Source organism: Stenotrophomonas sp. YJH_SMC_40 (assembly GCF_059368615.1).
In genome coordinates, this window is record NZ_JCAFRX010000018.1 from 14,813 (window position 1) to 36,400 (window position 21,588).

Genomic DNA, 21,588 nt, shown 5'->3' on the forward strand with positions numbered 1-21,588 from the left:
CGGTGACGCCGCGACATCTTGCTTCCGGTAGTGCCGGCCGCTGGCCGGCAGCTCGATCGCTCCGGCGTTGCCGGCCAGCGGCCGGCACTACCGATCCTGTGGCTCCTCCGGCACGATCGCCGCCTCACCATCTTCAGCACCTGGCGAACGCACATCCGCAGTGCGTGCACGTGGACCACGCGGCATATCCAGCTCATCTTCGTGTTGCAGCCGCGCACGCACCTGCGGCAACGACTGCGGATGCTCACGTGCGAGGAAATCGAGCATGCGTTCGCGCACCAGGCAGCGAAGATCAAAGGCATCACCGGAACTGCGCGCGCTGACCAGCAGGCGCACCTGGATCGCGCGCTCGTTGGTTTCGGTCACCTGGGTCACGCAGACGCGCCCATCCCATAGCGCCTGGCCATGGCAGATGCGCTCCAGCTCGGCACGGATCGCCGCGATCGGTGCCCGATAGTCCAGCCACAGAAACGCAGTGCCGAGCAGATCGGCACTGCGCCGCGTCCAGTTCTGGAACGGGTTCTCGATGAACCAGGTCAAGGGCACCACCATCCGCCGCTCATCCCAGATCCGCACGACCACGTAGCTGCTGCCGATCTCCTCGATGCGTCCCCACTCGCCTTCGACGATCACCACGTCGTCCAGGCGGATCGGCTGCGTCAGTGCGATCTGCAGGCCGGCGATGAGGTTGCCGAACACCGGCTTGGCGGCGATGCCCGCCACCAGCCCGATCAGGCCTGCCGACGCCAGCAGCGCCGTGCCGATCTTCTGCACCATCGGGAAGGTCAACAGCACCAGCGACGCACCGAGCACGATGATGCCGCCCATCAACACCCTGCTGAGCACGCGCGTCTGGGTCTGGATGCGGCGTGCCTCCAGGTTGTCGGAGACATCGATGGGATGGCTGCGCAGGATCGCGCGCTCGCCCGCCGCCACCGCGCGTACCAGCAGCCAGACGAAGCAGGCCATCAATGCAATGTGGAGTCCGTGCTGCAGATGGCCCAGCAACGGATCCTGCAGCGGCGTCGCCTGCAAGGCGGGAATCAGCAGCAGCAGCGGCCACGCGGTGGCCAGCGGCAACCCGAGTACTCGACCGATACGCGCACGTCGGCGATCACGCCCTTTCAGCCGGTGATAGATCCACAGGATCAGCCACGCGCCTATGCCGCCCACCACTACGGCCAATCCCAACGGCCATGCGTAGGCCTGTGCGCTCTGCCAGTGCACCGTTGCCACCTCCAGTCGAACAACCAGGTGGACAGCCTCGCGCATGGCGCATGAGCGTCACGTCAGCCGTTCGTAAGCAGGGTGTTGGTCGGCAGGGCTTGCAGCCCTGCACCTGCTGCGTGCTGGAGCAACAGCAACTGCAACAGCCGAAGCAGAAGCGGGTTTCCTGTGGGATGGCGGGGTGGGTCCGGTTGCGGGAGACGCCGTAAACCCATCCATGGGGGCTTGGCCGCGGCATCCATGCCGCGGACACTCCCGCAACCGGACCCACCCCGCCTTCGACAGATTCTTGCGATCCGCAGTAGATCCACGCCATGCGTGGATGAATCTCCATCGGAATCGAATATTTCGAATTGGAATCCAAAAGCATCCACGCATGGCGTGGATCTACCGTGTCGACCAAGGTCGACACCTACCAACAGCCGCCGGGATCTGTCGAAGGTGGGGCGGTGTCGGAGTGCGGGGTGTCAGCCGCATGGACGCGGCTGCCAAGCTTACAGGGACGTACTTGCAGCGTCCCCGCACTCCGACACCGCCCCGCCAGCCCACGGAATGCATGCTGTTGCCGCTGCTTCGGCTTTTGCCGTTGACGTTGATTGCAGCAGGTGCAGGGCTGCAAGCCCTGCCGAAAACCCCTTACCGCACTTGCTCCTGCTTGCGCACGATCGCCATCGCGATCTCCAGCGACTGCTCGTAATTCAACCGCGGGTCCACCGTTGAGCGATACGCACGCTCCAGGTCACGCTCGGTCAGTTCGCGCGCACCACCGGTGCATTCGGTCACGTCCTCGCCGGTCAGCTCCAGGTGCACGCCCCCCAGGCGCGTGCCCGCGGCCGCATGCAGATCAAACGACATCTCCACTTCGCCACGCACGTTGTCGAAGCGACGCGTCTTGAAGCCATTGGCAGTGCTTTCGGTGTTGCCATGCATCGCATCGCACACCCACAGCACGCGGCGGCCATCACGCTTGACGGCATCCAGCAGCGGCGGCAGCTTCTCGGCGATCTGCGCCGCACCCATGCGGTGGATGAAGCTCAGTCGACCCGGTTCGTCGTGCGGGTTGAGCACATCGATCAGGCGCAGCAGCTGGTCCGGCGTCACCGACGGGCCGACCTTGATCGCAATCGGATTGCGCACGCCACGCAGGTATTCCACGTGCGCGCCATCCAGCGCAGCCGTGCGCATGCCGATCCACGGGTAATGCGTGCTCAGGTTCAACCAGCCCTGCTGGCGCGGCACCTGGCGGGTCAGCGCCTGCTCGTAGGGCAGCAGCAGTGCTTCATGCGAGGTGTAGAAGTCGATGCGGTTGAGGTTGTGCACGCGGGCCCCGGCCAGGGTCTCCATGAAGTGCACCGCATCGCCGATCGAGGCCACCATCTTCTGGTAATCGGCCGCCAGCGGCGAGTGGCTTACCCACTCCAGGTTCCAGTATTCGGGGTGGTGCAGGTCGGCGAAACCACCGTCGATCAGCGCACGCACGAAGTTCATCGTCATCGCCGAATGGGCGTGGGCCTGCAGCATCCGCTTCGGATCCGGCAGACGCGCTGCTTCAGTGAAAGCGGGGGCGTTGATCACATCGCCGCGGTAGCTCGGCAGGGTCACGCCGTCGCGGGTCTCGGTATCGGCCGAACGCGGCTTGGCGTACTGGCCGGCAAAGCGGCCAACGCGGATCACCGGCTGGCGCAGGCCGTGCACCAGCACCAGGCTCATCTGCAGCAGTACCTTCAGCCGGTTGGAGATGGTGCCCGATTCGCAGTCGCTGAAGTTCTCGGCGCAGTCGCCGCCCTGCAGCAGGAAGCGCTTGCCTTCCTGGGCCTCGGCCAGCTGCTGCTTCAGCGCCAGGATCTCCCATGAGGTGACCAGCGGTGGCAGCCGCTTAAGCTCGTGCAGGGCCGCCTCCAGGGCTACCGGGTCGGGATAGGTCGGCATCTGCAGCGCGGTCTTGCCCCGCCAGCTCTCCGGCGACCAGGCAGCGCCGGCGGCGGTCGCGGCGGGATCGGGCACGGGCGGAACGGCGGACAGGCTCATTGCAGACTTCCGGGATGGGGGGCGGTCATGGTCGCAGAGCCGGCCGCTGACGCAAAGGGCCGGTCCGGCCTACCGGCTCGCCTGAACGGCAGAGAAAGGCTGACGCCAGCGGCCAGATCCTGCATGGTCAGCCGCCCGGGACAGGCGCATGATTTGTTACGGAGTAACACTTGAATGTCATGGACCGGCCCCTTCCACATCCAGCCGCCACCTCTCCCACCATGAAGCCCTCGCCCCTCGCTACCGGCATCACCTTCGCCCTGGCCCTGGCCAGCCTGCCCGCCTTCGCCTCGGCAGCCGACGCCCCCGCTTCGTCCGTCAAGGATCTGGATGCGGTCACCGTCCACGCCCAGCTCGACCAGGCCCGCAACACGCTGTCGCCGGACATCGGCAGCAGCCAGTACCAGATCACCGCCGAGGACATCCAGAAGCAGCCGCTGGGTGCCTCCGCGCCACTCAGCCAGGTACTGCTGCAGGCCCCTGGCGTGGTCCAGGACTCCTATGGCGGCGTGCATGTGCGTGGCGACCACGCCAACCTGCAGTACCGCATCAACGGCGTGCTGCTGCCCGAATCGATCTCCGGCTTCGGCCAGACCCTGGACGCGCGCACCATCAAGAGCATCCGCCTGATGGACGGCGCACTGCCGGCGCAGTTCGGCGAGCGCACCGCAGCGGCGGTCGACATCACCACCCGCAACGGTGCCGAGCTGGGCAACGGCGGCAGCGCGGGGCTGACCACCGGCTCGTTCGGCAAGATCAATCCGAACGCCTCCTGGTGGGGCAACCAGGGGCGCTGGAGCTGGTTCCTGACCGGCAACTACGACCAGCATGAGGTCGGCCTGGAGAACCCCAGCAACTCGCGCAAGCCGCTGCACGACGACACCCACCAGGGAAAGGCCTTCGCCGACCTCACCTACCTGGTCAACGACAACACCCGCCTGAGTGTGTTCGCCGGTTTCGCCAACAACCGCTTCCAGATCCCGGTCAACCCGGGCCAGACGCCACAGTTTGGATATCTGGACACCACCACCTTCGACTCCAGCCAGCTGGATGAGACCCAGCGCGAGACCACCCGCTTCGGCATGCTGGTGCTGCAGGGCACGCTGGGCAGCACCGCGTACCAGCTATCGGCCGGACAGCGCTACAGCGACGTGGCGTTCAACCCGGACGTGGTGGGCGACCTGGTGTTCAGCGGCGTCGCCTCGCAGGTCCAGCGCAGCAACCGCGCCAATACCCTGCAGGCCGACTTCTCAACGCCGTTGGGCAACGACCACACGCTGCGCTATGGCCTGTACGGCAATTACGAGAACGCGCGGGCCAGCAGCAACAGCTGGGTGTTCCCGGTTGATGACGGCGGCCAGCAGTCCGGCACGACACCGCTGTTGATCCCCGACCGCAGCGCGTTCCACGCCAGTACGCTGGCACTGTACGTACAGGACGAGTGGAAGATCGGCGACGACTGGACCGTGAACTACGGCCTGCGTGGCGACCGCTACAAGGCCTTCGGCCGCACCGAAGGCCAGCTCAGCCCGCGCGTGGGCGTGGTCTGGAATGCCAGCGACAGCACCACCGTGCACGCCGGCTATTCGCGCTACTTCACGCCACCGGCCAGCGAGTTGATTGCCAGCAGCGACATCGCGCTGTACGACGGCACCACCAACCAGCAGCCCAGCGGCGGCAACAACACGCCGCTGGCCGAGCGCAGCGACTACTACGACATCGGCGTCTCGCAGCAACTGGGCGAGCACCTGACCCTGGGCCTGGACGCGTATGACCGACGCGTCGCACGCCTGCAGGACGAAGGCCAGTTCGGCGCTGCCTACATCTATTCGACCTTCAACTACCGCCGTGGCCACATCCGCGGCCTGGAGTTCAGCGCCGACTACAGCAACGGTCCTTTCAGCGCCTACTTCAACGCCGCGCTGAACAAGGCCATCGGTACCGACGTCATCACCAGCCAGTACAACCTCGATCCGGAAGCGCTGGCCTTTGTGGCCAACCACTGGATCCACCTCGACCACGACCAGAAGCTGACATCATCGGGTGGTCTCAGCTACGCCTTCGCCGGACACAACCGGATCGGTGCCAACTACGTGTTCGGCAGCGGCCTGCGTTCGGACATCGAAGGCGTACCCAACGGCGGCGAGCTGCCGTCGTACCTGCAGGTGAACCTCAGCGCCGGGCACGACTTCAATGCCGACAGCGGCCATCCGTTGCACGTCCAACTGGCCGTGATCAACGCACTGGATCGCAGCTACCAGCTGCGCGACGGTGGCGGTGTCGGCGTCTTCGCCCCGCAGTGGGGACCGCGCCGAGGTGCTTACCTGAGCCTGCAGCAGGACTTCTGAGGTAGTGCCGGCCGCTGGCCGGCATCCTCACGGCGTGCCGGCCAGCGGCCGGCACTACCCTTCGTCAACGATTGGGGTCAGAGCCCTTTGCGATGCCAAGGGACCCGACCCCGTTTCGCTTTCAGCGCTTGACCTTGCCCAGCGACACCACCAGCGCCCACAACGCCAGCAGCACGAACCACACGCCCGACCACATCGGCATGGTCAGGCCCAGGAAGGTCCAGTCGATGTTGCCGCAGTTGCCGGTACCGGTCAGTACCGTGCGGAATACTTCCAGCGGCCCCATGGTCTCGCTCAGGAACGCCAGCGGCGGGCCACAGGTGGAGCCCATTTCCGGCGGCAGCATCTGCACGTAGACGTGGCGCGCGGCAATGCCGGCACCCACTGCGGCGGCAATGAACGCCAGCACGCCATAGGTCGCGCGTCCCGGGCGGTTGGAGGGCCCGTGCAGCGCACCGATAAGGAACAGCAGGCCGAGCGCGGCAAAGGCCAGGCGCTGGAAGATGCACAGCGGACAAGGCTCCAGGCCCATCTTCAACTGCAGGAAGATCGCGTAGCCAAGCAGGCCCGCGCAGATCAGGAAGCCCAGCAAGAACTGGGCGCGGAAGGGCCAGCGCAGTGGATTCATCGTCAACGCTCAAATGGATCAGGCGCCAAGCGTAACCGAGAGTGCGTGCCATTCGAACCGCCACAGGTGACGCCTGTCGGAACGGTGCGGGTCAGATCCCAGTGCGAATGCAAAGGGCTCTGGCCTGCGGTGCTGCCTGCCCGGGGTCAGGGCCCTTTCCTGCGGAAAGGCATCCGAGCCCTGGAAACGCAAAAGCCCGGCAAAGGCCGGGCTTTCGCTGTGTCGCGTTGGAGCGGTCCGATTACTCGGCCACTTCCTCGGCCACGACCGGACGGTCAACCAGCTCGACGTAGGCCATCGGCGCGTTGTCGCCGGCGCGGAAGCCGCACTTCAGCAGGCGCAGGTAGCCGCCCGGACGGTTCGCGTAGCGCGGGCCCAGGATGGTGAACAGGTTGCCCACGGCTTCGTTGTCGCGCAGGCGGGCGAAGGCCAGACGGCGGTTGGCGACGGAGTCGACCTTGGCCAGGGTGATCAGCGGCTCGGCAACGCGGCGCAGTTCCTTGGCCTTCGGCAGGGTGGTCTTGATCAGCTCGTGCTTGAACAGCGAGGCGGCCATGTTCTTGAACATCGCTTCGCGGTGGGCGCTGGTGCGGCTGAACTTACGGCCAGACTTCTGGTGACGCATGGTGATATTCCTTGGTTAATGATGTGGCTGTGTGGATCGTTGTCGCCATCCTGGCGTTGCTGCGCGGACTGCGGATGGTCCTGGCCGCCCGTCCTGGACGACCTGCCGCGCGAACCTGTGGTTCGTCATGGCATGGTGTGTTGCGTTGAAGGCCCCACCGCGAACGGTGGAGCCTTCAGGCATTACCGATCTCAGCCCAGCATGCCGTGGCTGGCGACACCGGCCGGCGGCCAGTTCTCCAGCTTCATGCCGAGCGACAGGCCGCGCTGAGCCAGCACTTCCTTGATCTCGGTGAGCGACTTCTTGCCCAGGTTCGGGGTCTTCAGCAGCTCCACTTCGGTCTTCTGGATCAGATCGCCGATGTAGTAGATGCTTTCAGCCTTCAGGCAGTTGGCCGAACGCACGGTCAGCTCCAGATCGTCGATCGGGCGCAGCAGCACCGGATCCACGCCGTTGTTTGCCGGCTTGGCCGCACCGCGGTCGCGGTGGGTGAAGTCACCGAACACCGACAGCTGGTCGCTGAGGATGTCGGCGGCGGTGCGCACGGCTTCCTCGGCGTCGATGGTGCCGTTGGTCTCGATATCGATGACCAGCTTGTCCAGGTCGGTACGCTGTTCGACGCGGGCCGCTTCCACGGCATAGGCGACGCGGCGGACCGGCGAGAACGAGGCATCCAGGACCAGGCGGCCGATGGCACGGGTTTCTTCGTCCGGACGACGACGCGCGGCAGCCGGCTGGTAGCCGAAACCACGTTCGATCTTCAGACGCATGTTGATTGCCGTGTCCTTGGTCAGGTGGCAGATCACATGGTCGCCGTTCAGGATCTCCACATTGTGGTCGACCTTGATGTCGGCAGCGGTGACAACGCCTGGGCCCTGCTTGGACAGGGACAGGGTGGCGCTGTCGCCGGAGTGCATACGGATGGCCACGTCCTTGAGGTTCAGCAGGACTTCGAGCACGTCCTCCTGCAGACCTTCGACCGTGGTGTACTCATGCAACACGCCGTCGATTTCGACTTCCGTGATGGCGAAGCCCGGGATGGACGACAGCAGCACGCGACGCAGGGCATTACCCAGCGTATGCCCGTAACCCCGCTCCAAAGGTTCGATAACGACCTTTGCACGGGTGTCGGTAAGGCGTTCGATCTGCGGACCGCGAGGACGCAGAACCTGGTTGGCGGTAACCGTCATGTTGCGGGTTCTCCTAGTGAACCCCCGGCCGTCGCCGGGGGCTCTCCAATGTGAATTACTTCGAATACAGCTCGACGATCAGCGCTTCGTTGATGTCCGCAGGCAGATCCGAACGATCCGGAACAGCCTTGAAGATGCCGGTGAACTTGCCGGAATCCACTTCAACCCACGACGGGCTCAGGTCATGCTGGGCGGCGACGGTCAGGGCTTCCTGGACGCGCAGCTGCTTGGCAGCCTTTTCAGACAGAGCGATGGCGTCGCCAGCCTTGACCTGGTACGAAGCCAGGTTGACCGACTTGCCATTCACGGTGACGCCGCGGTGCGACACCAGCTGACGGGCAGCCGGACGGGTCACGGCGAAGCCCATGCGGTAGACGACGTTGTCCAGGCGGGTTTCCAGCAGCTGCAGCAGGTTCTCGCCGGTGTTGCCCTTCTTGGTCGAGGCCTTCTTGTAGTAGTTGCGGAACTGACGCTCCAGCAGGCCGTAGATACGCTTGACCTTCTGCTTTTCACGCAGCTGGGTGGCGTAGTCGGACAGCTTGCCCTTGCGGGCAGTGGCGCCGTGCTGGCCGGGCTTCTGCTCCAGCTTGCACTTCGAGTCCAGCGCACGCGCCGGGCTCTTCAGGGACAGGTCGGCGCCTTCGCGACGGGCGAGCTTACAGGTAGGACCGATATAACGAGCCATTTCTTATCGCTCCCTTTAGACGCGACGCTTCTTCGGCGGACGGCACCCGTTGTGCGGGATAGGCGTCACGTCGATGATGTTGGTGATCTTGTAGCCGACGTTGTTCAACGAACGCACGGCCGACTCACGGCCCGGACCCGGGCCCTTGATGCGGACTTCCAGCGACTTCACGCCGTAGTCCAGCGCAGCACGACCGGCCTTTTCAGCCGCCACCTGGGCAGCGAACGGGGTCGACTTGCGCGAACCGCGGAAGCCAGCGCCACCGGAGGTCGCCCACGACAGAGCGTTGCCCTGGCGGTCGGTGATGGTGACGATGGTGTTGTTGAACGAAGCGTGGACGTGGGCAACGCCGTCGGTGACGACGCGCTTGATCTTCTTCTTGGTCTTAGCAGCGGGCTTAGCCATTTCTCAGTCCCTTACTTCTTGATCGCCTTGCGCGGACCCTTGCGGGTGCGGGCGTTGGTACGGGTGCGCTGGCCACGCAGCGGGAGGCCACGACGGTGACGCAGGCCGCGGTAGCAGCCCAGGTCCATCAGGCGCTTGATCGCGATGCCGATCTCACGGCGCAGATCGCCTTCCACGATGTACTTGCCGACTTCGGCGCGCAGGCGCTCGATTTCCGGCTCCGACAGATCGCGGATCTTGGTGGTCGAAGCAACGCCTGCGACTTCGCAGACCTTCTTCGAACGGGTACGGCCGATGCCGTAAATGCTTTGCAACCCGACCCAGACATGCTTCTGGGCTGGCAGGTTGACGCCTGCAATACGCGCCATGACGCGGTTCTCCAGCTGAGTGATGGCCGACAGCGCGCCTCGGGCACGCCAATCCGGCAGGATGGATCAAAAAAGTGAACTAGCGATACTAACAAGGTTCCGGTTTACATGGAAGCCCGTGAAACCATTGGTTTCATGAACCCGGCCTGGGGAGTGTGCCCAGGCTCCGGCGCCGGATGGGGTTGGACCTGGGGTTTCCCCCGGGGCCGCCCGCGCTACTCCAGCGCGGGACCACCTCATCACACCCCCACCCGGAACCGCTGCGAGGGCCGCCCTTCGTTTGTGTGGCCGGAGTCCGCGAAGCGGAGGGACCATCACGTCAGGAAGACGAAAGTATAACAGGCCAATCAGCCGCGGGCAAAACCGCCGCGGTTGCCGCCCTTCAGGTTGGCCTTCTTCAGCAGGCTCTCGTACTGGTGGGACATCAGGTGCGCCTGCACCTGGGCGATGAAGTCCATCACCACCACCACCACGATCAGCAGCGAAGTACCACCGAAGTAGAACGAGGCGTTCAGCTGCGTGCGCATCAGTTCCGGCAGCAGGCAGACGATCACCAGGTAGGCCGAGCCGGCTGCGGTCAGGCGGGTCAGCACGCCGTCGATGTAATCGGCGGTGGCCTTGCCCGGACGGATGCCCGGAATCAGCGCGCCCGACTTCTTCAGGTTGTCGGCGGTTTCCTGCGAGTTGAACACCAGCGCGGTATAGAAGAACGCGAAACCGGTGATCAGCGCAGCGAACACGATCATGTGCAGCGGCTCGCCAGGGCCGAGGGCATTGGCGACCTTCTGCAGGACCTGGCCGAAGCTGCTCTGGTTGGCAGCCTGGCCGGACCACATGGCCAGGGTGGCCGGGAAGGCCAGCAGGCTCGAGGCGAAGATCGCCGGGATGACGCCGGCCATGTTGAGCTTCAGCGGCAGGAACGAGGTCTGGTTCATGTACGCGTTGCGACCGCCCTGGCGGCGCGCGTAGTTGACCGTGATCCGGCGCTGGCCACGCTCGACGAACACCACGAAGAAGGTGAAGGCGAGCACGACGATGGCGATCAGCAGCAGCTGGATGAACTGGATGTTGCCGTCGCGGTAGGCGTCGAAGGTGTGGATGATCGCACCCGGCAGGCCTGCGACGATACCGGCGAAGATGATCAGCGACACGCCGTTGCCGATGCCGCGCTCGGTGACCTGCTCACCGACCCACATCAGGAACATGGTGCCGGCGGTCAGCGCGACCACGGCGGTGAGCACGAAGCCCATGCCCGGCGCATATACGACCGGAGCGCCCGACGGCGAAACCTGGCCCTGCAGGGCCAGCGCGATCGAGCCGCCCTGCACCACTGCCAGCAGCACGGCGCCGATGCGCGAATACTGGGTGATCTTGCGGCGGCCGGACTCACCTTCCTTCTGCATCGCCTTCAGGGCGGGGAAGATGTGCACGGCCAGCTGCATCACGATCGATGCCGAGATGTACGGCATCACGTTCAGCGCGAAGATGCTGAAACGGTGCAGGGCGCCGCCCGAGAACATGTTGAACATGTCCACGATGCCGCCGCCCTGCTGTTGCATCATGGCAAGCATGGCATCGGGATTGACGCCCGGCACCGGCACGTAGCAGCCGATGCGATAGACGATCAAAGCCCCGACGACGAACAGCAAACGTTGGCGAAGTTCAGTGAACTTGCCCATTCCGCCCGCGAGGTTACCGATGCCAGCTTGCGCCATGATTTTCTTACTCCGTTACGCTGCCGCCGGCAGCTTCGATCGCGGCCTTGGCACCCGCCGTGGCAGCAATACCCTTCAGGGTGAACGCCTTGGTCACTTCGCCCTTGACGACGACCTTGGCCTTCTTGGCAGTGCTCGGGACCAGCTTGGCAGCACGCAGGGCGGCGAAGTCGATCTCACCGGCCGGCAGCTTGTCCAGCGCGTACAGCAGCACTTCAGCGGTGTCCTTGGCGATCGGCGAACGGAAGCCGATCTTCGGCAGACGACGCTGCATGGGGGTCTGGCCGCCTTCGAAGCCAGCCTTGATCTTGCCGCCACCCTTGCGGGCGAACGAACCCTTGTGGCCGCGGCCGGCAGTCTTGCCCAGGCCCGAGCCGATACCGCGACCGACGCGGGTACGCTCGGTGCGGGCGCCCGGTGCCGGGCTCAGTTCATTGAGACGCAGAGTCATGGTCGATTACTCCTCAACCTGGACGAGGTACTGAACCTTGTTGATCAGGCCGCGCACCTGCGGGCTGTCCTTCAGTTCACGCACATCGTTGAGCTTGTTCAGGCCCAGGGCACGCACCGACAGGCGGTGACGCGACTGGGTGCCACGCAGGCCACGCACCAGGCGGACCTTGACAGTCTTGTTGGACTCATTAGCCATGGTTGAGTTCCTCCACCTTCTTGCCGCGCTTGGCCGCGATGCGGGCCGGCGACTGCGCAGCAGACAGGCCCTTCACGGTGGCACGCACCAGGTTGATCGGGTTGCGCGAACCGGTGGCCTTGGCCAGCACGTTCTTCACGCCAACCGCTTCCAGCACGGCGCGCATGGCACCGCCGGCGATGACGCCGGTACCTTCCGAAGCCGGCTGCATGAACACGCGGGCTGCGCCGTGACCATCCTTGATGGTGTGCCACAGGGTGCCGTTGTTCAGGTCAACGCTGACCAGGTTCTTGCGGGCCTGTTCCATCGACTTCTGGATGGCGACCGGCACTTCGCGGGCCTTGCCATAACCGAAACCGACCTTGCCTTCGCCGTCGCCGACAACGGTCAGGGCGGTGAAGGTGAACTGGCGGCCACCCTTGACGGTCTTGCTGACGCGGTTGACCGCGACCAGCTTTTCGATCATGCCGTCGTCGATCTTCTCTTCGCGGTTACGGTCGCGATCGCGACCCCGCTGCTGACGCTCTTCTGCCATGTTGATTCCTTGGTTGTTTGGGTATGTACGGCTCGAAGCCGCTTATGGTTGTGGCGTGACGCGGCGTTCCGGTGGGCCGCTGCAGAAGAGCGGCGCCGTCCAGCCTCACTCAGGCTGGCGAGCAGGCAGGCAGGAGGCCAATGGCCCCCTGCCCTTGTCCCTTAGAACTGCAGACCGGCTTCGCGGGCCGCTTCTGCCAGGGCCTTGATGCGGCCGTGGTAGCGGTAGCCCGAACGATCGAAGGCAACCTTCTCGACGCCGGCGGCCTTGGCGCGCTCGGCGACGATGCGGCCAACCTTGGCGGCGGCATCGGCGTTCTTGCCGTTCTTCAGGCCTTCCATGACGTCGGTCTGGGTGGTGTTGGCGGCAGCCAGCACCTTGGAACCGTCGGCGGTGAAGACCTGGGCGTACAGGTGCTGGCCGGTGCGCAGCACCGACAGGCGGGCGACGCCGAGCTCACGGATGTGGGCGCGGGTCGACTTGGCGCGACGCAGGCGGGCGATGTTCTTGTTCATTTTGATTATTCCTTGAAAGCTGAAGGAAGAGCTTTTCCCTGAGAAGTCCGCACAGGGATGTGCGGGCTCTTGCGAGGGACTCGCGCTTATGCCTTCTTGGCTTCCTTACGGATGATGACTTCGTCGGAGTACTTCACGCCCTTGCCCTTGTACGGCTCCGGCTTGCGGAACGCACGGATCTTGGCGGCAACTTCACCGACGACCTGCTTGTCAGCGCCCTGGACCAGGATCTCGGTCTGGGTCGGGGTCGACAGGGTGATGCCTTCCGGCGCCACGAACACGACCGGGTGCGAGAAGCCCAGCGACAGGCTCAGGTCCTTGCCCTGCATGGCAGCGCGGTAACCCACGCCGACCAGCTCCAGCTTGCGCTCGAAGCCTTCGGACACGCCCTTGACCATGTTGGACAGGATCGCACGCACGGTACCGGTCAGTGCGACCAGGTCGGCGTTCTCGGTGCTCAGGGTGGCAACGCCGTTGTCGACGTTGATGGCAATACCGGCCGGCTTGGCCAGCGACAGGGTGCCCTTCGGGCCCTTGGCGGTGACGCTGTCCGACTGGACGTTCAGTTCAACCTTACCCAGGTCGATCGGCTTCTTGGCTACGCGGGACATAGTTCTACTCCTTTCGCCTTAGGCCACGAAGCACAGGACTTCGCCGCCGACGCCCAGCTGGCGCGCCTGCGCATCAGTCATGATGCCCTTGGAGGTGGAAATGATGGAGATACCCAGGCCGTTCATGACCTTCGGCAGCTCGCTCTTGCCGCGGTACTGGCGCAGGCCCGAACGCGAGAAGCGCTTCAGGGTCGCGATGACCGGCTTGCCTTCGAAATACTTCAGCACGATTTCCAGCTCGGACTTGTTGTTTTCCAGCTGGGTCACGCGCAGGTCGGTGATGTAACCCTCGTCCTTCAGGACCTGGGCAATCGCAACCTTGATCTTGGACGACGGGGCTTTCACCGTCTGCTTGCCAACCGCGGCCGCATTCTTGATGCGGACCAGCAGGTCGGCGATGGGATCAGTCATGCTCATATGAGTACCTTTGAGTGCACCGATATCCGCTTTCGCGAAAATCTGTTGTCTCCTGGAAACGGGCCAGGTCCCTTGTTGCAGCGGGCCGGAAGCCCACTCCTACAACCCCGTCTGCACAGGGCAAGACGCGGGAGTATACGCCAAAAGAGCCCGGCTTGCGCCGGGCTCTTCGGTTTTTTTGCATCGGGAAAGCTGAATGCCTCCCCTGCCCGGTTCAGGAACCCCCGAAGGGGCTCCTGATCGCAGGGCCGGCTGGGATTACCAGCTGGCCTTGCGCAGACCCGGGACGTCGCCACGCATGGTGGCTTCACGCAGCTTGTTACGGCCCAGGCCGAACTTGCTGTAGACGCCACGCGGACGACCCGACAGCTCGCAACGGTTGCGCTGGCGGCTCGGCGACGAATCGCGCGGCAGCTTGGCCAGCTTGGTTGCGGCGTCGATCTTCTCTTCGTAGGTCGCGTCCACGGAGGACACGATCTTCTTCAGAGCTGCACGCTTTTCAGCGTACTTCTTTGCCAGCTTTTCCCGCTTGATGTCGCGGTTGACCATGGAGGTCTTTGCCATTTCGGTTTCCTCGACAGATCAGTTACGGAACGGGAACTTGAACGCTGCCAGCAGCGCCTTCGCTTCCGCGTCGGTCTTCGCAGTGGTGGTGATGGCGATATCCATACCGCGGATCGCGTCGACGGCGTCGAAGTCGATTTCCGGGAAGATGATCTGCTCCTTCACACCCATGTTGAAGTTGCCGCGGCCGTCGAAGGAACGACCGGAAACACCACGGAAGTCGCGCACGCGCGGCAGCGAGATGTTGATCAGGCGATCCAGGAACTCGTACATCTTGTGGCGACGCAGCGTGGTCTTGCAGCCGATCGGCCAACCATCGCGGATCTTGAACGACGCAACCGACACACGCGACTTGGTGACAACCGGCTTCTGGCCGGAAATCTTGGTCATGTCGCCGACGGCGTTTTCCAGGATCTTCTTGTTGGTGGCCGCTTCGCCGACACCCATGTTCAGGGTGACCTTGACCAGCTTCGGCACTTCCATCGGATTGGTGTAGCCGAACTGCTTCATCAGCGCCGGCACCACTTCGTCCTTGTAGAACTTTTCGAGACGGGAACTCATCTTCTCATTCCTCAGGCGTCGAGCGCCTCACCGCTGGAGCGGAACACACGCAGTTTGCGTCCATCCTCCAGCACCTTGAAGCCAACGCGTTCGCCCTTGCCCGAAGCCGGGTTCAGAACATTCACGTTGGAGATATGGATCGAAGCTTCGCGCTCGACCACGCCGCCGGCAACACCTGCCTGCGGGTTCGGCTTGGTGTGGCGCTTGACGATGTTCACGTTGGCGACGACCACACGGTCGCCGTCGACGCGGACGACTTCGCCCTGCTTGCCCTTGTCCTTGCCAGCGTTGACGACAACCTGGTCGCCCTTCTTGATACGGTTAGCCATGATTATCTCCTGTCGCTCACAGCACTTCGGGAGCGAGCGAGACGATCTTCATGAACTTCTCCGAACGAAGTTCACGGGTCACCGGCCCGAAGATACGGGTACCGATCGGCTCCTGCTTGCTGTTCAGCAGAACGGCAGCGTTGCCGTCGAAGCGGATCAGCGAGCCGTCGGCGCGACGCACACCCTTGCGGGTACGCACCACGACGGCGTCATACACTTCACCCTTCTTGACCTTGCCGCGCGGAATCGCATCCTTCACGGTGACCTTGATGATGTCGCCGATGCCGGCGTAACGGCGCTTGGAACCACCCAGCACCTTGAAGCACATCACCTGCTTGGCACCCGAATTGTCCGCGACGTCAAGGTAGCTCTGCATCTGGATCATGATTCAGCTCCTTATTCAGCCGCGCGCGTGATGACTTCCACCACGCGCCAGTTCTTGGTCTTGGACATCGGAGCAATCTCGGTCACGCGGACGACATCGCCTTCCTTGCAGGCGTTGTCGGCATCGTGGGCGTGCAGCTTCGTCGAGCGCTTGATGTACTTGCCGTACAGCGCGTGCTTGACCTGACGCTCAACCAGGACGGTAACCGTCTTGTCCATCTTGTTGCTGACGACACGGCCTTCGACCGTGCGCAGCGTCTTCTTTTCAGTATTGTCGCTCATAGCGGCCATCCTTACTTCGTGCTGCCGAGCAGGGTCTTGACGCGAGCAATCTCGCGACGGACCCGGCGAATGTCGTGGGTCTTCGGCAGCTGGCCGGTGACCTGCTGCATACGGACAGAGAACTGTTCCTTACGCAGGTCGATCAGGTGGGCCTTGAGTTCGTCAGCCGACTTTTCACGGAGAGTTTTGATATCCATCAGCGCACCGTACGGGTCACGAAAGTGGTGGTGACCGAGAGTTTGGCGGCGGCCAGGCGGAACGCCTCGCGAGCCACTTCCTCGGAAACACCCTCGATTTCATAGATCATGCGGCCGGGCTGGATCTGGGCCACCCAGTATTCCACGTTACCCTTACCAGAACCCATTCGGACTTCGATGGGCTTCTTGGTGATGGGCTTGTCGGGGAACACGCGGATCCACATCTTGCCGCCGCGCTTGACGTAGCGGCTGATCGAGCGGCGGGCCGCTTCGATCTGACGCGCGGTCAGCTGACCGTGTGCGGTTGCCTTCAGGCCGTATTCGCCGAAGCTGACAGCGTTGGCGCTCCAGCTCAGGCCATCGTTACGGCCCTTGTGTACCTTGCGGTACTTGGTTCGCTTGGGTTGCAACATTGTCGTTACCTCGCTTCACGGGCCGGGCGCTGACGGTCACCACGGTCGCCGCGATCGTGACGATCGTTGCGCGACGGGGTGTCGTCCTGCTTTTCCTGGCCAACCTGGGAGAAATCGAAGACCTCGCCCTTGTAGATCCAGACCTTGATGCCGATGATGCCGTAGGTCGTCTTGGCTTCAGCGAAGCCATAGTCGATGTCGGCACGCAGGGTGTGCAGCGGCACGCGGCCTTCGCGGTACCACTCCGAACGGGCGATTTCTGCACCGTTGAGGCGGCCACCCACGTTGACCTTGATGCCCAGGGCACCCAGGCGCATCGCGTTGCCGACCGAGCGCTTCATTGCGCGGCGGAACATGATGCGACGCTCCAGCTGCTGGGCGATCGACTCGGCAACGAGCTGCGCGTCCAGTTCCGGCTTGCGCACTTCGGTGACGTTGATGTGCGCCGGGACGCCCATCATCTCGCTCACTTCCTTGCGCAGCTTCTCGATGTCCTCACCGCGCTTGCCGATCACCACGCCCGGACGGGCGGTGTGGATCGTCACGCGAGCGGTCTTGGCCGGACGCTCGATCAGGATCTTGCTGATGCCGGCCTGAGCCAGCTTCTTGCGCAGCATTTCGCGCACTTTCAGGTCGGCTGCCAGGTAACCAGCGAACTCGGCCTTGTTGGCGTACCACTTGGAGTTCCAGTCCTTGGAAATGCCGAGGCGGATACCAATCGGATGAACTTTATGACCCATGGTCTTTTCCTTATCCGCTTACTTGGCGGCGCCCACAACCACAGTGATGTGGCTGGTGCGCTTGAGGATGCGGGTACCGCGGCCTTTCGCCCGCGCCATGAAACGCTTCAGGGTCGGACCTTCATCAACCATGATGGTCTGAACCTTCAGCTCGTCGACGTCGGCGCCCTGGTTGTTCTCGGCGTTGGCAATAGCCGACTCCACCACCTTCTTGATCAGGTGGGCAGCCTTCTTGTCCGAGAACTTCAGCAGGTTGACCGCACGCTCGGCCGGCAGACCGCGCACCTGGTCAGCGACCAGACGAGCCTTCTGCGGGGAGATGCGCGCAGTGCGCAGGATGGCTTTCGCTTCCATTGTCATCTCTCCTTACTTGCCCGACTTCTTGTCACCACCGTGACCCTTGAAGGTCCGGGTGATGGCAAATTCGCCGAGCTTGTGGCCGACCATGTTCTCGTTGACGAGAACCGGGATGTGGTTCTTGCCGTTATGCACGGCAATGGTGACGCCTACCATGTCAGGCAGGATCATCGAACGGCGCGACCAGGTCTTGATCGGCTTCTTGCTGCCCGCAGCGGCCTCCACCTTCTTGACGAGGTGGTGATCGACGAACGGGCCCTTCTTGAGTGAACGTGCCATGGTCGATTAGCCCCTACGATCGCGGACGATGAACTGCTGAGTGCGCTTGTTATGGCGCGTCTTGTAACCCTTGGTCGGGACACCCCACGGGGTGACCGGATGCGGGTTACCCTGGCCGGCCTTCGCCTCACCACCACCGTGCGGGTGGTCAACCGGGTTCATGGCAGCACCACGAACGGTCGGGCGGACGCCGCGCCAACGCTTGGCACCGGCCTTGCCCAGCTTTTCCAGGCTGTGCTCGTCGTTGCCGACTTCGCCGATGGTGGCGCAGCACTCGACCGGAACCTTGCGCATTTCACCCGAGCGCAGGCGCAGGGTGGCGTAGATGCCTTCGCGAGCCACCAGCTGCACGGCCGCACCAGCGGCGCGAGCGATCTGAGCGCCCTTGCCCGGCTTCAGTTCGATGCAGTGGATGGTGGTGCCGACCGGGATGTTGCGCAGCGGCAGGGTGTTGCCAGCCTTGATCGGGGCATCCGAACCAGCGATCACCTGATCACCGGCCTTCAGGCCCTTCGGGGCGATGATGTAGCGACGCTCACCGTCGACGTAGCACAGCAGAGCGATGTGCGCGGTGCGGTTCGGATCGTATTCGATGCGTTCCACGCGCGCCGGGATGCCCAGCTTGTTGCGCTTGAAGTCGATGATGCGGTAGTGCTGCTTGGCACCACCACCGACGTGACGCACGGTGATGCGGCCATGGTGGTTACGACCACCCGAGCGGCTCTGCGACTCGACCAGCGCGGCGTGCGGAGCACCCTTGTGCAGGTCGGGAGTGACCACGCGCACGGCCGAACGGCGGCCGGGGGAAGTGGGCTTGAATTTCATCAATGGCATGGGATGTACCTCAGGCCTTGGCCGTTACATCGATCGACTGGCCATCGGCCAGGCGAACGTACGCCTTGCGCCAATCGCCGCGGCGGCCAGCACGGTTACGGAAGGACTTGTTCTTGCCCTTGACGTTGACCACGTTGACGGCTTCGACCTTGACGTCGAACAGCTGCTCAACCGCGGCCTTTACATCGGCCTTGGTGGCTTCGTTCGAAACTTCGAAGACATACTGGTTGGAGAGTTCCTGCAGGCGCGCGGTCTTTTCGGAGACACGCGGGGCACGCAGCACGCTGAAGATTTTTTCGTTGCTGTTCATGCCAGCCACTCCTCGACCTTCTTGACCGCGTCAGCGGTGATGACGACCGTGTCGGCACCCACCAGCGAGACCGGATCCAGACCCTGGACGTCACGCACCTGCACGTACGGCAGATTGCGGGCGGACAGGTACAGGTGCTCGGACGCTTCTTCGGTGACGATCAGCGGGCGCTTGCCCACTTCCAGGCCGGCCAGCTTGGCGATCAGACCCTTCGTGTTGGTCACTTCGACATCGAAGGACTCCACGATGGTCAGACGGCCCTGACGGTTCAGCTCGGACAGGATCGCGCACATGGCGGCACGGTACTGCTTACGATTGACCTTCTGCTCGAAGCTGCGCGGCTTGGCCGCGAAGGTGACACCGCCGCCGACGAAGATCGGAGCCGTCAGTGCGCCATGACGCGCGCCGCCGCCCTTCTGCTTCTTCGACTTCTTGGTGGTACCAGCCACTTCGGAGCGAGTCTTCTGTGCCTTGGTGCCGGCGCGACCGGCGTTGCGGTAGGCAACGACGACCTGGTGGACCAGATCTTCGCTGAAATCGCGACCGAACACGGCGTCGGAGACCGAGACCTTGTTGTTGCTACCCGTGATAACGAGTTCCATCGTCATCTCTCCTTATGCCTTGCTCGCCGGACGGACGATCACGTCGCCACCCGCCGCGCCCGGAACGGCGCCGCGAACGGCGATCAGACCGCGCTCGACGTCGACCTTGACCACTTCCAGGTTCTGGGTGCTCTGCTGCACCGCGCCCATGTGGCCCGACATCTTCTTGCCCGGGAAAACGCGACCCGGGGTCTGGCGCTGACCCAGCGAACCCGGCGCGCGATGCGACAGCGAGTTACCGTGGGTTGCATCGCCCATACGGAAGTTGTGGCGCTTGATGGTGCCCTGGAAGCCCTTACCCTTGGTGACACCCTGGACGTCGACGATCTGGCCGACTTCGAAGATGTCCGCCTTGACTTCGCCGCCAACGGCGAAATCGCCGAGCTGCGCGTCTTCAACGCGGAATTCCCACAGGCCACGACCCGCTTCCACCTTCGCCTTGGCGAAGTGGCCGGCTTCCGGCTTGTTGACCAGGGCAGCGCGACGCGCGCCGACGGTCACCTGCACGGCGCTGTAGCCGTCGGTTTCGACGGTCTTGATCTGCGCGATGCGGTTCGGGGTTGCTTCGATCAGGGTCACCGGGATGGAGCGGCCATCTTCAGTGAACACGCGGCTCATGCCAGCCTTGCGGCCCACGAAGCCCAACGAATACTTCTTCGTCATGGTCGTAGTCCTCAGGTCAGCTTGATCTGAACGTCGACGCCGGCAGCCAGTTCGAGCTTCATCAGCGCGTCCACGGTCTTGTCATTCGGGTCAACGATATCGAGCACGCGCTTGTGCGTGCGGGTCTCGTACTGGTCACGCGCGTCCTTGTCGACGTGCGGGGAGACGAGAACGGTGTAACGCTCGATCTTGGTCGGCAGCGGGATCGGGCCACGCACTTGCGCGCCGGTCCGCTTTGCCGTTTCAACGATCTCGCTGGCCGAACGGTCGATCAGACGATGATCGAACGCTTTCAGCCGGATCCGGATCTTTTGGTCCGCCATGGCGGTAGGTTCCTTCGTTAAAAGAGCGACAGACAAAGCCTCTGGGTTGCTTTGCCCCATGAAATTCCTGAATACGGACGGCCCGCACTCCTGCAGGCCGCCAAGGTCAATCCATAGACCTCAAAAACGTAGGCAGACCAGTTTCCCGGCCTGCCCAGACGTAGAAGCATAATGGCACGCAAGGCAGCTGTCAACAGTCGCCTGTTGACGCCGCCTGAATGGCATTGACCCTTCCTGGTCCGGGGAACACAAGGCACATCCTGTGCCTGCTTTCCCATTTGATACGCCCCGATGCCCTACCCAGGCAACATCGGGGCGCAGATACTACCAGATTACTCGATGATCTTCGAGACCACGCCGGCGCCGACGGTACGGCCGCCTTCGCGGATGGCGAAGCGCAGGCCTTCGTCCATTGCCACCGGGTTGATCAGGGTGACGACCATCTTGACGTTGTCACCCGGCATCACCATTTCGACGCCTTCCGGCAGAGCAGCTGCGCCGGTGATGTCGGTGGTGCGGAAGTAGAACTGCGGACGGTAGCCGTTGAAGAACGGGGTGTGACGGCCGCCCTCGTCCTTCGACAGGACGTACACTTCGCCTTCGAACTTGGTGTGCGGCTTGATCGAACCCGGCTTGGCCAGGACCTGGCCACGCTCGACGTCATCACGCTTGGTGCCGCGCAGCAGCAGGCCAGCGTTGTCGCCTGCCTGACCCTGGTCCAGCAGCTTGCGGAACATTTCAACGCCGGTCACGGTGGTCTTCTGCACCGGACGGATGCCGACGATTTCGATTTCGTCGCCAACC

32 protein-coding genes are annotated in these 21,588 nt (G+C 63.7%); 1 reads left to right on the plus strand and 31 read right to left on the minus strand.

The annotated features are described in order from the left end of the window. Nucleotides 1-87: 87 nt before the first annotated feature. A complete protein-coding gene (locus tag AC5P6X_RS21170) occupies nt 88-1,272 on the minus strand; it encodes a mechanosensitive ion channel family protein (protein WP_219627547.1) in 1,185 nt (394 codons plus the stop codon). Nucleotides 1,273-1,863: 591 nt separating this feature from the next. Continuing rightward, nucleotides 1,864-3,255, minus strand: a complete 1,392-nt coding sequence (locus AC5P6X_RS21175) for a class II 3-deoxy-7-phosphoheptulonate synthase (protein ID WP_005408220.1) — start codon at nt 3,253-3,255, stop codon at nt 1,864-1,866. A gap of 221 nt (nt 3,256-3,476) precedes the next feature. Between AC5P6X_RS21175 and AC5P6X_RS21180 the strand changes: the two genes are divergently transcribed. Further along, nucleotides 3,477-5,603 carry a TonB-dependent receptor gene (locus tag AC5P6X_RS21180; protein ID WP_108270717.1) on the plus strand — a complete coding sequence of 709 codons (2,127 nt, stop codon included), beginning with the start codon at nt 3,477-3,479 and terminating at the stop codon, nt 5,601-5,603. A 121-nt stretch (nt 5,604-5,724) separates the two neighbouring features. Here the strand turns inward: AC5P6X_RS21180 and AC5P6X_RS21185 are convergent, their stop codons facing one another. The 29 genes from AC5P6X_RS21185 to AC5P6X_RS21325 all read right to left on the minus strand — a co-directional run. Continuing rightward, nucleotides 5,725-6,231 (minus strand): disulfide bond formation protein B, encoded by a 507-nt coding sequence (locus tag AC5P6X_RS21185; protein ID WP_005412342.1) that lies wholly within the window; start codon nt 6,229-6,231, stop codon nt 5,725-5,727. Nucleotides 6,232-6,472: 241 nt separating this feature from the next. Beyond that, nucleotides 6,473-6,856, minus strand: a complete 384-nt coding sequence (rplQ, locus tag AC5P6X_RS21190) for a 50S ribosomal protein L17 (RefSeq protein ID WP_005408217.1) — start codon at nt 6,854-6,856, stop codon at nt 6,473-6,475. 191 nt (nt 6,857-7,047) lie between these two features. Beyond that, on the minus strand, nt 7,048-8,046 hold the full coding sequence (locus AC5P6X_RS21195; protein ID WP_005408216.1) for a DNA-directed RNA polymerase subunit alpha: 999 nt from the start codon (nt 8,044-8,046) through the stop codon (nt 7,048-7,050). Between the two features lie 55 nt (nt 8,047-8,101). Beyond that, nucleotides 8,102-8,731 carry a 30S ribosomal protein S4 gene (gene rpsD / locus AC5P6X_RS21200; protein WP_004145446.1) on the minus strand — a complete coding sequence of 210 codons (630 nt, stop codon included), beginning with the start codon at nt 8,729-8,731 and terminating at the stop codon, nt 8,102-8,104. A gap of 15 nt (nt 8,732-8,746) precedes the next feature. Beyond that, nucleotides 8,747-9,136 carry a 30S ribosomal protein S11 gene (gene rpsK, locus AC5P6X_RS21205; RefSeq protein WP_004145443.1) on the minus strand — a complete coding sequence of 130 codons (390 nt, stop codon included), beginning with the start codon at nt 9,134-9,136 and terminating at the stop codon, nt 8,747-8,749. Between the two features lie 11 nt (nt 9,137-9,147). Next, complete coding sequence (rpsM, locus tag AC5P6X_RS21210; RefSeq protein ID WP_004154500.1) at nt 9,148-9,504, minus strand: 30S ribosomal protein S13; 357 nt, start codon at nt 9,502-9,504, stop codon at nt 9,148-9,150. A 347-nt stretch (nt 9,505-9,851) separates the two neighbouring features. Then, nucleotides 9,852-11,219, minus strand: coding sequence for a preprotein translocase subunit SecY (gene secY, locus AC5P6X_RS21215; protein WP_005408215.1), 1,368 nt, complete (start codon nt 11,217-11,219; stop codon nt 9,852-9,854). 7 nt (nt 11,220-11,226) lie between these two features. Next, complete coding sequence (rplO, locus tag AC5P6X_RS21220) at nt 11,227-11,670, minus strand: 50S ribosomal protein L15 (RefSeq protein WP_004154498.1); 444 nt, start codon at nt 11,668-11,670, stop codon at nt 11,227-11,229. A 6-nt stretch (nt 11,671-11,676) separates the two neighbouring features. Then, nucleotides 11,677-11,868 (minus strand): 50S ribosomal protein L30, encoded by a 192-nt coding sequence (gene rpmD / locus AC5P6X_RS21225; protein WP_005408214.1) that lies wholly within the window; start codon nt 11,866-11,868, stop codon nt 11,677-11,679. Beyond that, nucleotides 11,861-12,403 carry a 30S ribosomal protein S5 gene (rpsE, locus tag AC5P6X_RS21230; protein WP_005408213.1) on the minus strand — a complete coding sequence of 181 codons (543 nt, stop codon included), beginning with the start codon at nt 12,401-12,403 and terminating at the stop codon, nt 11,861-11,863. The genes rpmD and rpsE overlap by 8 nt, the downstream gene beginning before the upstream one ends. 161 nt (nt 12,404-12,564) lie before the next feature. Beyond that, nucleotides 12,565-12,924 carry a 50S ribosomal protein L18 gene (gene rplR, locus AC5P6X_RS21235; protein WP_024957318.1) on the minus strand — a complete coding sequence of 120 codons (360 nt, stop codon included), beginning with the start codon at nt 12,922-12,924 and terminating at the stop codon, nt 12,565-12,567. 80 nt (nt 12,925-13,004) lie between these two features. Further along, complete coding sequence (gene rplF / locus AC5P6X_RS21240) at nt 13,005-13,529, minus strand: 50S ribosomal protein L6 (RefSeq protein ID WP_005408211.1); 525 nt, start codon at nt 13,527-13,529, stop codon at nt 13,005-13,007. A gap of 18 nt (nt 13,530-13,547) precedes the next feature. Beyond that, nucleotides 13,548-13,946: a 30S ribosomal protein S8 gene (gene rpsH, locus AC5P6X_RS21245; RefSeq protein WP_005408210.1), complete on the minus strand. Its 399-nt coding sequence runs from the start codon at nt 13,944-13,946 to the stop codon at nt 13,548-13,550. 258 nt (nt 13,947-14,204) lie between these two features. Continuing rightward, on the minus strand, nt 14,205-14,510 hold the full coding sequence (gene rpsN, locus AC5P6X_RS21250) for a 30S ribosomal protein S14 (protein WP_005408209.1): 306 nt from the start codon (nt 14,508-14,510) through the stop codon (nt 14,205-14,207). A gap of 18 nt (nt 14,511-14,528) precedes the next feature. Further along, entirely contained in the window at nt 14,529-15,071 is a 543-nt protein-coding gene (rplE, locus tag AC5P6X_RS21255) for a 50S ribosomal protein L5 (protein ID WP_004154491.1), read from the minus strand. 11 nt (nt 15,072-15,082) lie between these two features. Then, nucleotides 15,083-15,400: a 50S ribosomal protein L24 gene (rplX, locus tag AC5P6X_RS21260; RefSeq protein WP_004154490.1), complete on the minus strand. Its 318-nt coding sequence runs from the start codon at nt 15,398-15,400 to the stop codon at nt 15,083-15,085. A 16-nt stretch (nt 15,401-15,416) separates the two neighbouring features. Beyond that, nucleotides 15,417-15,785, minus strand: coding sequence for a 50S ribosomal protein L14 (gene rplN / locus AC5P6X_RS21265; RefSeq protein ID WP_004145357.1), 369 nt, complete (start codon nt 15,783-15,785; stop codon nt 15,417-15,419). An 11-nt stretch (nt 15,786-15,796) separates the two neighbouring features. Continuing rightward, nucleotides 15,797-16,066 carry a 30S ribosomal protein S17 gene (gene rpsQ, locus AC5P6X_RS21270; protein ID WP_004154489.1) on the minus strand — a complete coding sequence of 90 codons (270 nt, stop codon included), beginning with the start codon at nt 16,064-16,066 and terminating at the stop codon, nt 15,797-15,799. Between the two features lie 11 nt (nt 16,067-16,077). Next, nucleotides 16,078-16,263 (minus strand): 50S ribosomal protein L29, encoded by a 186-nt coding sequence (gene rpmC, locus AC5P6X_RS21275; protein WP_004154487.1) that lies wholly within the window; start codon nt 16,261-16,263, stop codon nt 16,078-16,080. After that, complete coding sequence (rplP, locus tag AC5P6X_RS21280; protein ID WP_004154486.1) at nt 16,263-16,676, minus strand: 50S ribosomal protein L16; 414 nt, start codon at nt 16,674-16,676, stop codon at nt 16,263-16,265. Before rplP ends, rpmC begins: the two co-directional genes overlap by 1 nt. A 5-nt stretch (nt 16,677-16,681) precedes the next feature. Continuing rightward, nucleotides 16,682-17,416: a 30S ribosomal protein S3 gene (gene rpsC / locus AC5P6X_RS21285; RefSeq protein WP_004145350.1), complete on the minus strand. Its 735-nt coding sequence runs from the start codon at nt 17,414-17,416 to the stop codon at nt 16,682-16,684. A gap of 18 nt (nt 17,417-17,434) precedes the next feature. Further along, nucleotides 17,435-17,770, minus strand: a complete 336-nt coding sequence (gene rplV / locus AC5P6X_RS21290) for a 50S ribosomal protein L22 (protein WP_004145348.1) — start codon at nt 17,768-17,770, stop codon at nt 17,435-17,437. Nucleotides 17,771-17,782: 12 nt separating this feature from the next. Continuing rightward, complete coding sequence (gene rpsS / locus AC5P6X_RS21295; RefSeq protein ID WP_004154485.1) at nt 17,783-18,052, minus strand: 30S ribosomal protein S19; 270 nt, start codon at nt 18,050-18,052, stop codon at nt 17,783-17,785. Between the two features lie 6 nt (nt 18,053-18,058). Beyond that, the gene (gene rplB / locus AC5P6X_RS21300) at nt 18,059-18,886 is read right to left on the minus strand and encodes a 50S ribosomal protein L2 (protein WP_004145339.1); all 828 of its coding nucleotides are present in this window, start codon (nt 18,884-18,886) and stop codon (nt 18,059-18,061) included. Nucleotides 18,887-18,896: 10 nt separating this feature from the next. Next, a complete protein-coding gene (rplW, locus tag AC5P6X_RS21305) occupies nt 18,897-19,196 on the minus strand; it encodes a 50S ribosomal protein L23 (RefSeq protein ID WP_004145338.1) in 300 nt (99 codons plus the stop codon). Then, nucleotides 19,193-19,798 (minus strand): 50S ribosomal protein L4, encoded by a 606-nt coding sequence (rplD, locus tag AC5P6X_RS21310; protein ID WP_004145337.1) that lies wholly within the window; start codon nt 19,796-19,798, stop codon nt 19,193-19,195. The genes rplW and rplD overlap by 4 nt, the downstream gene beginning before the upstream one ends. Nucleotides 19,799-19,810: 12 nt before the next feature. Beyond that, the gene (rplC, locus tag AC5P6X_RS21315) at nt 19,811-20,461 is read right to left on the minus strand and encodes a 50S ribosomal protein L3 (protein WP_004145336.1); all 651 of its coding nucleotides are present in this window, start codon (nt 20,459-20,461) and stop codon (nt 19,811-19,813) included. A gap of 11 nt (nt 20,462-20,472) precedes the next feature. After that, nucleotides 20,473-20,784 (minus strand): 30S ribosomal protein S10, encoded by a 312-nt coding sequence (rpsJ, locus tag AC5P6X_RS21320; RefSeq protein ID WP_005408208.1) that lies wholly within the window; start codon nt 20,782-20,784, stop codon nt 20,473-20,475. A gap of 332 nt (nt 20,785-21,116) precedes the next feature. After that, nucleotides 21,117-21,588, minus strand: a 472-nt coding sequence (locus tag AC5P6X_RS21325; protein ID WP_495213346.1) for an EF-Tu C-terminal domain-related protein, incomplete at its 5' end; no start/stop codon positions are given.